The sequence below is a fragment of the Rhizobium sp. N731 genome (genome assembly GCF_001664145.1).
Lineage (GTDB): Bacteria > Pseudomonadota > Alphaproteobacteria > Rhizobiales > Rhizobiaceae > Rhizobium > Rhizobium esperanzae.
The window spans coordinates 227078-239359 of sequence record NZ_CP013603.1 but is presented as its reverse complement, the minus strand read 5'-3'; the positions used below and the strand labels follow the sequence as shown (position 1 = coordinate 239359).

Below are 12282 nucleotides of genomic sequence, written 5' to 3'. Positions count from 1 at the left end.
ATGCTGCGCCGTTCGTATATTTTGCGGCGTTTTTCTGCGGAGAATGGATAAACGGCGGTATGCTTGGTTGCCCGATGCAGTCGCCATCCATCCTATGTTTCAGATACACTGGTTCTGATCTTCTTGCCCGGCGCCAGGTACCGGCGCCTTCGGCTTATTTACGCAGCAGCGGCAAAAGCTGGTTGCCTTGCCGCTTGATCTCGGAGAGATAGGGCGTATCGGACAACACGAAATGCGTGATCCCCAGATCCTGGTATTTGCGCAGCGAGCGGGCGACGTCGTCCGCTGAACCGACCAGCCAAGTGGTGCCTGCACCACCGCCGCCGAATTTTCCCGGAGCGGTATAGAGATTATCGTCGAGCACGTCGCCGCGCTCGTAAAGAGCGAGCAGCCGCTGCTGACCGACGGCAAGCGCGCGTTGGTGATCGTGCCAGCCGGTGCCGTTGCTCCTTGCCATCTCGGCAACCTTCGCCTCAGCCTCGGCCCAGGCCTCATCCGTCGTGTCGCGGACCAGCGTCGTTATTCGCAGCCCGAATTCCAGCGGCGGGAGGTCGCGGTCGAGCTCTCGGCTCAGTTTTTTAAGTCGCCCGATCCGGTCCTGGACGCCCTCGAGCGGCTCGCCCCAGAAAAGCTGGACATCGGCCTCTGTGGCAGCCACCCGTTCGGCCGCTTCGGAGGCGCCGCCAAAATAGAGTTTCGGGTGCCGGCGGTCGCCGCGCTCCTCGATGGGCGGCACCACAGTGGATTCGGCAACCCGGAAATGATCGCCTGCCCAGGTGACATTTTCTTCAGTCCATAGTCTGCGGACCAGCCGCATGAACTCCTTTGTTCTGCTATAGCGATGCGCCTGATCGCCCTCGCTGACGCCATAAGCCGCCAGGTTGTCCTTGCCCGAGACGATATTGATTCGCACCCGGCCTCCAGTCAGGTGGTCGAGCGTCGCCGCCGCGGAAGCGAAGTTTGCCGGCCGCCAATAACCCGGTCGGATGGCAATGAGCGGTTCGAAGGTGGTGGTCCGCACGGCCAGCGAGGCCGCGACGGTGAAGGTATCGGGACGCCCCCAGCCGGTGCCGAGGAGCGCGCCCTTCCAGCCATGCTCCTCCAGCGCCTTCGCATGGCTGGTCAGCGTCTCCAGGCTATTGTGACTTTCGACGGTGGTATCGCCGCGATGGCCGGGCCTGACGTCGTTCGGAATATACCACAGAAATTCGGAATGATTACTCATGCTACGCCGCGGGTCTGGTGATCGGAAAGGCTGGCTGCAGAAACGATGCGTGGCAGGATGGAATATTATCCACGAAATACGTAGACTATTTAATTTGATAATGGCGTCACTAATAAAAAATTATGCCAGAGCGCGCAGCCGCATCGGACATCAGCGGATTGTCGATGCATGGGACACGGAAAAAGCGCCTGAGATCCTTGTCCGCAGGCGCTTCTCGGCAAGCTTGATCGCCAGCATCCTCGATGTCAGGCAGTGGCTGGCGGGTATTCATTGGCCTGGAATATGTGATGATGCACCTTGCCGGTGAAGAGCTTCAGAAGCTCGCCGGTGACCTCGCGGCTCTCAAAACGCACGTCGGAGAGAAGCGCCGCGTTCACAGCCTCCATGTGAGGATAGCGAATGGCGAGCGCCATGGCATAAATCGGCGCGCCTTCGTCGCGCTCCATTCCATCCAGCACCCGGATTTCCTCCGCGCCCGGAAATTTCGTCCAGAGCGGGACAAGGCGCTGTCTCACAAAGTCGCGAAATTCCTCTTCCCGGCCGGGATGGATTTCGCCTTCAAACAAAGCGTAGCGAATGATCATAGGTTCTCTTTTCCAAAACTCGGGGAGCCGGATCGATGTCGAGGTGATGAAATGAGGGGAGGGCGTATCGGTCGATGCGCCCTCGGGAACGCTTATTTTCCCCAGATTTTCTTATATTGATCGCGGTAGCCGTTATCGGGATCGAAGCTGTTCTTCGGTCCGCCGTCGAATTCGACGTTCGCGCTGGTGACCACGTGAAGCGGCGACACGTAGCCCGACCATGGCGCGCCGGCGAAGGCCCGGTTGAGTTCATCGACCAGCTGCCAGCCCTGGAGATTGAGCGGCTCAGCGACCGTGACGGCCTGGTATTGCTTGGCGCGAATGCGCTGATAGGCGCTCTCCGAGCCGTCACCGGCTGCGACATTCACCGGCTTTCCGTCGCCGGCAATGCCGGCCGAAGCGAGCGAGGGTCCCATGAAGTCATAATAGAGGTCGTTGATCGCCAGCGAGTGCGTCCACTTGGCGCCGTACTTCTGCAAGAGCGACGTGGTGAGCTGCGGCATGCGCTGGGAGGTTTCGGCGATTGGCGTGTCGACATATTCGAGGACGGTGCCGCCGAGATCCTCGATCTCCTTCTTCATCCGGTCGGCCTTGGCGATCGCGATCGCATAGGTGGAGTCGGTGAAGATGATGACGCCCGGCTTGCCGCCGGCGTCCGCGAAGGCCCAGTCTGCCGCCGATTTCGACACTTCCATCGCATCGGTGGTGACATTGGCAAAGACGCCGACCTCAGGAACCGGGCCGACCGCCGAGGCGGCGTGCCAGGAAACCATCGGAATGCCGGCCGCCTTGGCCGCTTCCATCGCCGGCTTCTGTTCGACCGCATCGAAACCGTTGATGATGATACCATCCGGCTTCAGTGCCATGGCCTGGCCGAAAGCCGCCGTGCGCCCGCCGATCGAACCGGCGCCGTCGAGCACCTTCACCGTCCAGCCCAATGCGCCTGCCGCCTCCTGAACGCCATTGGCCACACCGAGGATGCCGCCGTTCTTCATATCGGCGGCAAGGATGACGATGTTCTTGCCGCTCGCACCCTTGGGGCCGCTGGTCGGGCCATCCCATGCGCTCACCTTGGACGCATATTTGTCGACCACGGCCTTGGCGTCAGCCATCGAATCCGCCATTGCCGGCACACTGAGCATAAGAGCGACGGTTGCAACCGTTGCCCGCATTAAAGTTCTGCGCTTCATGTTCACTCCTCCATTTTGTTTGTTATGAAATGCCGATGAGCGGGCATCCTCATTTGGATGCGGGTGTGATCCTCCTCACAGCTCCGCGCTTGCGCTGGGCGTAGCCTGCAATGCCGATGGCAATCAGCAGAGTCACGCCGTTGAACAGCGGTTCGACGAAGAACGACCCGCCGAATTGCTGAATTCCAGAAATGCCGACCGCCAGGATGATGACACCGATCAAGGTGCCCCAGACGTTCACCCGGCCCGGCTTGATCGTCGTCGATCCGAGAAATGCGCCGACAAGCGCCGGCAGCAGATATTCGAGGCCGACGCTCGCCTGGCCGATCCGCAGCTTCGAGGCGAGCAGGACACCGGTCAGGGCCGCCAGCAGGCCTGATGTGACGAATGCGCCGATCACGAATTTGCGCACCGGAATACCGTTGAGCGCGGCGGCCTTGGGATTGGCGCCGATGGCATAGAGATAACGGCCGATCGGCAGGTATTCGAGCACGATCCACATGCAGATGGCGATCAGCAGCACGTAGAAGCCGGTGATCGGCAGGCCGAACAGCATGGTGCCGTTCAGCGCATAGAATCCCTCAGGCAGGACACCGACCACCTGCCGGCCGCCGGTATGCCAGAGGGCAAGCGCGTAGAGGACCGTGCCGGTGCCGAGCGTCGCAATGAAACTGTCGATCTTGGCGACCTCGACCAAAAGGCCATTGATGAAGCCGGTGAGGATGCCGAGCGCGAGAACGATGAGGACGGCGACCGGCCAGGGCAGGCCGTAGACCGTCTGCAGGCTGATGGCGAGAATGTGCCAGAGCACGATGCCGTAACCGACAGTCAGGTCGATGCGGCCCGACGCCATCGGGATCATCGCGGCGAGCGACAGAAGCGCGATGATCGCCTTGTCGGAGACGATCGAGCGGACGTTCAAGACGGTCGGAAAGGTATCGGGCAGCATGATCGAGAAGAGCAGGATCAGGCCGACGGTCAGGATCACCAGCCCGTAAACGGGGATCAGGCGCCCGATCTTCTGTCCTGTGGACAAGCCGGCCATTTCGCTCTTGGTCGGCTCCAGCGCCGTGGATTCAATGGATTGCATGGCTGTTCTCCCGATGGCTCAAGCGGCTTCCGATGCGGACGCGGCCGTGATGACCGCCTCCGTCGTGAGCGCACTTCCAGTCAGTTCGCTGACGATTTTGCCGCGCGAGAAAACCAGCGCGCGGTGGCAGATATGAGCGATTTCCTCGAAGTCGGTCGACACCACGACGACTGCGAGACCGGCTTCCAGCGCCTGGGTGATCAGGCGGTAGATTTCCGCACGCGCGCCGATGTCGACGCCTGCGGTCGGGTCTTCCGCGACCAGCAGCTTGCGGCCGGTCGCCAGCCAGCGACCGACGACAACCTTCTGCTGGTTGCCGCCTGACAGCGCCTCCACCGGCAGATCCGGATCGTTCGGCCTGAGGCCTACGGAATGGCCGATCGCATGGGCAAGATCGGCTTCCCCACGCGGCGACAGGAAGGAGAAAATCCCGCGGCCGACAGCGCCCGGATTGAGATAGGTATTTTCCCGAATGGACAGCGACAGTGCGACGGATTCCTCCGTCCGGTCACGGGCAATCAGACCGATGCCCGAGGCCATCGCCTGCCGCGGGCTGGAAAGATCCGGCGCCTCTCCATGCAGCAGCACCGAGCCGTTGAAGGGCTCGCAGCCGAACAGCGCCCGGCCGATCCTTTCCTGGCCGGCACCGCGCAATCCAACCAGCCCGAGCAGCTGACCCTCTCTTATATCGAAAGAGATCGGGCTCGTGCCGGTGCAGACGAGGTCGCGAACCTCGACGATCGCCTTGCCGGGTTTGATCTCGGCTTTGGAAAAGAGGCTGTCACTGCTGCGGCCGATGATCATCGTCACCAGTTCGTCGGGGGTGGTCTCGCTGACCGGCTTCTGCCCGACCATGCATCCGTCGCGCAGCACGGCGACGCGATCGGCGATGCGGAAAATCTCGTCCAGCCTGTGGGAGACGTAGATCATGCCGACGCCGCGCTCCTTCAGCGGGCGGATCGCATTGAACAGCCGATCGACTTCGTCGGCGGGCAGGCTCGCTGTGGGTTCGTCGAGCACCAGAACGTCGGCTTCGACGGCAAGCGCGCGGGCGATGGCGACGAGCGATTTTTCGGTGCGCGACAGGGCCGAGACCCGCGTCGTCGGATCGAAGTCGCAGCCGACCAGTTTTAGCGCTTCCTTGGCGCGCGCCTGCGTCTTTCCCCAGTCGATCAGGCCGCTGCGCATCGAGAAGCCCTGCGACAAGCCCATATTCTCGCCGACCGTCATCCACTCGATCAGACCAAGATCCTGATGGATGAAGGCGACCGGCTGCCGCTCGTTCGGTTTCGGCGGGCGATGATGGTAACTTTGGCCGCGGAACAGGATGTCGCCGTTATCGGGTTTGTAGATGCCGGCTAGCGTCTTGATCAGCGTCGATTTGCCGGCGCCGTTTTCGCCGAGCAGCGCCAGGATCTCGCCCTCGCGCAGGTCGATCGAGACGTCACGCAGCGCCTGCGTGCCGCCGAAGCTTTTAGTGATCGATTGGAACTCCAGCAGTCTCTTGGCTTCCACTGTGGCTCCTCCCAAAGCTGCAGCTGTCCTTACGAAAATATGTTATCGATAACATTCCCCGGTAGTCAAGCGGAAAGTGACAATCTCCAACGCCGTCGAAGATGATGTTAGTCGGCCTGCAATCCATCGAGAAGGCGCATCATCTCGGCCGAGTCCCTCGGCCCAAGACCGGCGGCGCAAAGCAGGCGGTGAATCTCCACCACCGCACCCGTCATCGGCAGCGGCGTCTTGGTCTTCAACGCAAAGGCCTGAAGCGAATCCAAGTCCTTCAGCATATTGTCGATCCGACCTGTCGGTGAGAAATCCCGGGCGGCGAATTTTGCCATGAATTCCTGCAATATCCGGCTATCCGCCCTGCCCCCGGCAAGAGCGGCCGGAATGGCGGAGGGATCGACGCCGCCGGCCTCGGCGAGCTTGACGGCTTCCGCGACCGCCTGGAACAGCACGGCGCAGAACAGCTGATTGATCAGCTTGGTGGTCTGCCCGGCGCCGGAGGCGCCCATCAGCGTATAATTGGCGGCAAGATGCCGCATCACCACACGCGCACGCTCGAAATCCTCAGCGCTGCCGCCGGCCATGATCGTCAGCTTTCCACCGAGCGCGCCGGGCACGCCGCCGGAAAGCGGGCAATCCACCCATGCCATGCCCGTTTCCGCACGCAGCCGCGTCGCCATGTCGGCGGTCTCGGCAGGGTCGATGGAAGACATGTCGATCAGCAGCTTGTCGGCGCTGGCCGCCGCCGCAACCCCGTTCTCGCCGAAGATGACGGCGCGCACGATGCTGGCGTGGTTGAGGCTGAGAATGCAGAATTCCGACGCCGAGACGGCACTCGCCACGGAGCTCGCCGCGTGCGCGCCCTTTGCCGTCAAAGCCGCGACCTTTTCGGCATCGAGATCGAAGACCGAGACTTTGTGGCCGGTCTCGATCAATCGCGTGACGATCGCCGTTCCCATGATGCCGGCGCCGATGACGGCGACATCTGCTCTATAATCATCCTGCATGAAACCCTCCCTTGACGGCCGCGCTTTTCAGCCCCTCACAAGCCAGCGCCACCACATCATCCAAAGCCATATCGATCGCCACCGTGACCACACCGGCTTCACCGGTCGGCGGCTCCAGCGTCTGCAGCTGGCTATCAAGCAGCGACGCCGGCATGAAGTGGCCCTGACGGGCCTGCATCCGCGACAACAGCAGGTCGCGCGACCCCTCCAGGAAAACAAAGGCCAAGTGCCCGCCCGCCGCCTGTCTCAACCGGTCCCGATAGCTGCGCTTCAGCGCCGAGCACGAAATTGCCAACCCTTGCGACGCCTCTTTTGCGGTCTTTATTTCCTCGCCGATCCGGTCGAGCCAGGGCAGGCGGTCGGCGTCGGTGAGCGGTATGCCTTGCGCCATCTTCTCGACATTTGCGGCGGGGTGGAGTTGGTCGCCTTCCACAAACCGCATGCCATTTCGCGCGGCGACGCCCGCTCCAACCGAGGATTTGCCGCAACCGCTGACGCCCATGACCACGACGGCCAGAGGCAGCACTTCTTTCCCGAGCTCCATCGTCGCGTCCCTGTCAGAGGCAGGTGGTGATGCCGCCATCGACATAAAGCGTGTGGCCGTTGATGAAAGACGAGCCGCGGCCCGAGAGGAAAACGGCGGCCCCCACCAGTTCCTCGACATTGCCCCAGCGTCCGGCCGGCGTCCGCTTCTCGAGCCAGGACGAGAATTCGGGATTGTCGACGAGCGCCTGGTTGAGCGGCGTCTTGAAATAACCGGGCGCGATCGCATTGATCTGCAGGCCATGTTTGGCCCAGTCGGCGCACATGCCGCGCGTCAGGTTGCGCACCGCGCCCTTAGTCGCGGTATAGGGGGCGATGCCCGGGCGGGCCAGTTCGCTCTGCACCGAGGCGATGTTGATGATCTTGCCCTGGCCGCGGGCGATCATGGCTTTGGCGGCCGCCTGGCCGACGTAAAATACGCTCGAAATATTGGTGGTCAGCAGCAGTTCCCATTTGTCCGCCGGGAAATCTTCCAGCGGCGTGCGAAACTGCATGCCGGCATTGTTGATCAGGATGTCGAGCGGGCCGATATCGGCCTCGATCGCATCGATGCCCGCTTTGGCGGCGTCCTTGCTGGTTACGTCGAAGATGGCCGCATGGGCAGACAGTCCCTGCGCCTTGAGGCTCTCGACCGCGCGTTTGACGCTTTCGGGCGTCCGGCCGTTGATGACCACCGCGGCGCCGTGCTGCGCCAGGCCCTCGGCCAGCGCATAACCGATCCCCTGGCTCGAGCCGGTAATCAGGGCAAGCTGCCCGGTCAGATCAAACAGGTTCTTCATGCAAATAACTCCTCCGGTGTCGCTGCGAATGACGGCTTATACCGCCACTTCAGGTGAAACTCACTTGACATCGCTTTTCCGGATTATATGTTATCGATAACATAATCAACTGTCAAAATGCGGGACGGAGACGGAATGCCTGAGGTAGAGATCTTGATGACCGGAGCCTATCCGGAATGGGATATGGTCGATCTGGAGGCGAAGTATCGCGTTCACCGCCTGTGGGAAGCGGCCGACAAGCAGGAACTGATTGCGAACGTCGGCAAGGATGTTCGCGCCATTGCGACGCGTGGCGAACTCGGCGCCTCCGCCGAGCTGATGCAGCAATTGCCGAAGCTGGAGATCGTCTCCTGTTACGGCGTCGGCACCGATGCCATCGATCTCTCCTATGCCCGCGCCAACGGCATTCGCGTCACCAACACCCCTGACGTGCTGACCGAGGATGTCGCCGATATCGCCATCGGACTGCTGCTTGCCACGGCGCGGCAGATTCCGCAGGCCGACCTTTTCGTCCGCGCCGGCCAGTGGGGCAATGTCGCCATGCCGCTGGTAACGCGCGTCGCCGGCAAGAAAGTCGGACTCGCCGGCATGGGCCGGATCGGCAAGGCGATCGCCAGGCGGGCTGCCGCTTTCGGCTGCGACATCGCCTATTTTGCCCGCAACGAGCACACGGATGTTCCTTATGCCTACCAGCCGAACCTAGTGGCGCTTGCCGATTGGGCCGATTTCCTGATTGTCATCGTCCCCGGCGGGCAGGCGACGATGAAGATCATCAATGCCGAGGTGCTCAAAGCGCTCGGTCCCAACGGCATGCTGATCAATGTTTCGCGCGGGACGACCGTCGATGAAGAGGCGCTGATCGCGGCCCTGCAGAACCGCACCATCCAGGCAGCCGGCCTCGACGTGTTCCTCAACGAACCGAAGATCGATGCGCGTTTCCTGACGCTGCCAAACGTGGTGTTGCAGCCCCATCATGGCTCCGGTACCGTCGAGACCCGTAAGGCCATGGGCCAGCTAGTCAGAGACAATCTCGCCGCGCATTTTGCCGGCAACCCGCTTCCAACTCCCGTCGTGTGAGGGTTTCGCTATGAAAGCCATCGTCATTCATGCCGCCAAGGATCTCAGGATCGAGGAGCGCGAGCCGGAGGTTGCGGGAGAGGGGCAGGTGGAGATCGCCATCGAAGCCGGCGGCATTTGCGGCTCCGACCTGCATTATTACAATCATGGCGGCTTCGGCACGGTGCGTCTGCGCGAGCCGATGATCCTCGGCCACGAGATCGCCGGCACGGTCAAGGCGCTGGGCGCCGGCGTGAGCGACCTTGCCGTTGGAGACCGCGTTGCGGTTTCCCCGAGCCGGCCGTGCAGCCATTGCCAATATTGCCTGAAGGGACAGCAGAACCACTGCCTGAACATGCGGTTCTACGGCAGCGCCATGCCCATGCCGCACATTCAAGGCGGCTTCCGCCAGCGGCTGGTGGCGGAGCGCTGGCAATGCCACAAGGTCGCCGACGGCATTTCCATTCAAGAGGCTGCCTTCGCCGAGCCCTTCGCCGTGACGCTGCATGCGGCAAGCCGCGCCGGATCGCTGCTCGGCAAGCGGGTGCTGGTCACCGGCTGCGGCCCCATCGGCATGCTGGCGATCGTTGCCGCCCGCGTTCTCGGCGCCCGCGAAATTGTCGCGACCGACGTCACCGACAGCGTTCTGGCGATTGCCCGCACCAGCGGCGCGGATCGAACGATCAATGTTGCCACTGATGCCGCCGACCTTGCCGCCTACGGCGCCGACAAGGGATATTTCGACGTCATGTTCGAGGCGTCGGGCAACGAGCGGGCGGTGCGCGCCGGTCTGGAGGCCCTGAAGCCCCGTGCCGTCCTCGTGCAGCTCGGCCTTGGCGGCGATGTCTCCATTCCGCAGAACATGATCGTTGCCAAGGAAATCGAGATGCGCGGCACATTCCGCTTTCACGAGGAATTTGCGCTCGCCGTCGAACTGATCAATGCGCGCCGCGTCGATCTGAAGCCGCTGCTGACAGGGGTTTTTGCCATCGAAGAGGCCGTCGCCGCCTTCGAACTGGCCAGCGACCGCAGCAAGTCGATGAAGGTGCAGATCGCCTTCTGACGCTTATGCCTAACCTATGAGGCGCCGCTGCGATCCGTGCTTTCGCGCAGAACGACCCTGTAGCCTGTCAATGTAATCTCGTCGCCGGTCGCCTCGCCGCTGCCCTGTAGGGCATCGAGCAGGCGGGCGGCGGCCTGACGGCCGATGCCGTAACAGTCGACATTGATGGTGGTAATGCTGGGATGACAGATCGACGAGATCTCGTAATCGCCGAAGCCGGCAACGGCGATATCACCCGGCACGCTCATTCCCCTGCGCTTGCATTCCATGATCGCGCCGAAGGCGGAAAGGTCGGAAACGCAGAGAACCACTTCCGTGTCCGGCCAGCGCTCCAGCAGGCTCACGATCGCCTGGCCGCCCTGTTCCATGGTGATCGGCGGCACGCCGAAGGAAATCGCCCGGCCAGGCCCCAGGCCCAGTTCCTCGACGGTCTTCAGGAAACCGCTTCGCCGCTGGCTGCCGCGCGTATCGCGCGCCGTCGTTCCGCCGATATAACCGAACTTCCTATAACCCTGGCTCGCCAGCGTCCGCACCAGCAGCGACATCGCCTCGCTGTTGGAAAAGCCGACCACATGGTTGATCGGCTCTTCCGGAAGCTCCCAGGTTTCCACCACCGGAATGCCGGCCTTATCAAGCATGCGTCGGGCGCGGTCGGTATGCGAACCGCCGGTCAGGATGACGCCTTCGGGGCGCCGCCGCAGCATCGCCTCGATCAGCTTTTCTTCTTTCTCGGCGGAATAGTCGGTATAGCCGAGAAGAAGCTGAAGGCCGGTATTCTCCAGCGCATCGGTAATGCCGCGGGCGGTGTCGGAGAAATTCGAATTGTTGATGGAGGGCACCAGCGCCGCGATGAAGCCGCTGCGCCGCGAGGAAAGACTGCCGGCCGAAAGGTCGAGCACATAGCCGAGCGCATCGACGGCTTCCATGATGCGCTTGCGCGTCTCTTCGGAAACACTCGCATCCTGCCGAAAGGCGCGCGAGACGGTCATAGCCGATACGCCGACATATTTGGCGACCTCAGCCATCGTCAGCTTCTGGGCGTCTCCTCCTTTGAGACGCTTGTCTTTTGGCTCATCCTCGTTTTTCAATGGGCCCCGCTTTCAAAACAGCTTCCGAGTTGGGCAACTCCGGACACGATAAAGTTATCGCTATCATCGCACAATCGATATTATTGCAGGAATGCGTCGTTCCACAGTCCGTGGGTCTCTGTACGAAGACTGCAAAACAAGGCAGGATGATATCGATAACAATTTGGAAGGGAGCATCATGTTCGGAGAAATCGAGGGTACGGGCTTTGAGGTTCTCGACCCGCGCTTTGAAAACTGCTTCGTCGGCCATGCCCGCGTCGAGCGGCTTTGGACGGGCGGTCGCTGGCTGGAGGGACCGGCCTGGTTCGCCGCCGGGCGTTATCTAGTTTTTTCGGATATCCCCAACAACCGCATGATGCGTTACGACGATACCAGCGGGCAGACCTCGGTCTTCCGCTCGCCCAGCAACAATTCGAACGGCAACACCGTCGACAACCAGGGACGGCTTGTTACTTGCGAGCATCTGACGCGCCGGATCACGCGGACGGATTTCGACGGTGGGATGACCGTCCTGGCCGATCGCATTGCGGGCAAACGGCTCAATTCTCCCAATGACGTCACCGTCAAATCCGACGGCACAATCTGGTTCACCGACCCGAGCTACGGCATCCTCCACGATTACGAGGGCGACTACGGCGAAGAGGAAATCGGCGGATGCCATGTTTACCGGCATGATCCGGAAACAGGCACGACCGAGCAGATGACGTCCGATTTCGTCAAGCCTAACGGGCTGGCCTTCTCCCCGGATGAGACAGTGCTCTACATCGCCGATACCGGAGGTACGCATCTGGCGGGCGGCCCGCGTCATATTCGAAAACTCGCCGTATCGGAGAATGGAAAGCTGGCCGATCTCGGCATTTTCGCCGAATGCACCTCAGGCTTTTTCGACGGCTTTCGCGTCGACCGGAAGGGCAGGATCTGGACGAGCGCCGCCGATGGCGTGCATGCTTACGATCCGGATGGCACTCTGCTCGGCAAGATCCATATTCCCGAGATCGTCTCCAATGTCGCTTTCGGCGGCGCGAAACTGAACCGCCTCTTCATAACCGCAACAACCTCTCTCTACGCTGTCTATCTCACGGCCAACGGGTCGAGACCGGGATAGAGCACGCTATCGTTTCGGGCTCGGTTGGGTTGTGTGTAGTCGA

At 61.9% G+C, this 12282-nt stretch carries 12 protein-coding genes; 3 read left to right on the top strand and 9 right to left on the bottom strand.

Features of this window, described 5'->3' with window-relative positions:
* Positions 1 to 154: 154 nt before the first annotated feature.
* The 8 genes from AMK02_RS22795 to AMK02_RS22760 form a co-directional block, all read right to left on the bottom strand.
* Positions 155 to 1225: an LLM class flavin-dependent oxidoreductase gene (locus AMK02_RS22795; protein ID WP_064807017.1), complete on the bottom strand. Its 1071-nt coding sequence runs from the start codon at positions 1223 to 1225 to the stop codon at positions 155 to 157.
* Between the two features lie 245 nt (positions 1226 to 1470).
* On the bottom strand, positions 1471 to 1809 hold the full coding sequence (locus AMK02_RS22790; RefSeq protein WP_011427776.1) for a hypothetical protein: 339 nt from the start codon (positions 1807 to 1809) through the stop codon (positions 1471 to 1473).
* A 92-nt stretch (positions 1810 to 1901) separates the two neighbouring features.
* The gene (locus AMK02_RS22785) at positions 1902 to 2999 is read right to left on the bottom strand and encodes an ABC transporter substrate-binding protein (RefSeq protein WP_064807016.1); all 1098 of its coding nucleotides are present in this window, start codon (positions 2997 to 2999) and stop codon (positions 1902 to 1904) included.
* 49 nt (positions 3000 to 3048) lie between these two features.
* Complete coding sequence (locus AMK02_RS22780) at positions 3049 to 4089, bottom strand: ABC transporter permease (protein WP_064807015.1); 1041 nt, start codon at positions 4087 to 4089, stop codon at positions 3049 to 3051.
* 18 nt (positions 4090 to 4107) lie between these two features.
* The gene (locus AMK02_RS22775) at positions 4108 to 5604 is read right to left on the bottom strand and encodes a sugar ABC transporter ATP-binding protein (protein WP_064807013.1); all 1497 of its coding nucleotides are present in this window, start codon (positions 5602 to 5604) and stop codon (positions 4108 to 4110) included.
* A 107-nt stretch (positions 5605 to 5711) separates the two neighbouring features.
* Positions 5712 to 6605, bottom strand: a complete 894-nt coding sequence (locus tag AMK02_RS22770) for an NAD(P)-dependent oxidoreductase (protein WP_064807012.1) — start codon at positions 6603 to 6605, stop codon at positions 5712 to 5714.
* The gene (locus AMK02_RS22765; protein WP_064807010.1) at positions 6595 to 7149 is read right to left on the bottom strand and encodes a gluconokinase; all 555 of its coding nucleotides are present in this window, start codon (positions 7147 to 7149) and stop codon (positions 6595 to 6597) included. Before AMK02_RS22765 ends, AMK02_RS22770 begins: the two co-directional genes overlap by 11 nt.
* 13 nt (positions 7150 to 7162) lie before the next feature.
* Entirely contained in the window at positions 7163 to 7927 is a 765-nt protein-coding gene (locus AMK02_RS22760) for an SDR family oxidoreductase (protein ID WP_064807008.1), read from the bottom strand.
* 135 nt (positions 7928 to 8062) lie between these two features.
* Here AMK02_RS22760 and AMK02_RS22755 point away from each other — a divergent pair, with 135 nt between their 5' ends.
* A complete protein-coding gene (locus AMK02_RS22755) occupies positions 8063 to 9004 on the top strand; it encodes a 2-hydroxyacid dehydrogenase (RefSeq protein WP_064807007.1) in 942 nt (313 codons plus the stop codon).
* 10 nt (positions 9005 to 9014) lie between these two features.
* Entirely contained in the window at positions 9015 to 10046 is a 1032-nt protein-coding gene (locus AMK02_RS22750) for an L-idonate 5-dehydrogenase (RefSeq protein WP_064807005.1), read from the top strand.
* 14 nt (positions 10047 to 10060) lie between these two features.
* Here the strand turns inward: AMK02_RS22750 and AMK02_RS22745 are convergent, their stop codons facing one another.
* Positions 10061 to 11134: a LacI family DNA-binding transcriptional regulator gene (locus AMK02_RS22745; protein ID WP_064807004.1), complete on the bottom strand. Its 1074-nt coding sequence runs from the start codon at positions 11132 to 11134 to the stop codon at positions 10061 to 10063.
* A gap of 178 nt (positions 11135 to 11312) precedes the next feature.
* On the opposite strand from AMK02_RS22745, the gene AMK02_RS22740 reads away from it, so the two are divergent.
* Positions 11313 to 12239 (top strand): SMP-30/gluconolactonase/LRE family protein, encoded by a 927-nt coding sequence (locus tag AMK02_RS22740; RefSeq protein WP_064807002.1) that lies wholly within the window; start codon positions 11313 to 11315, stop codon positions 12237 to 12239.
* The last annotated feature ends 43 nt before the right edge of the window (positions 12240 to 12282 follow it).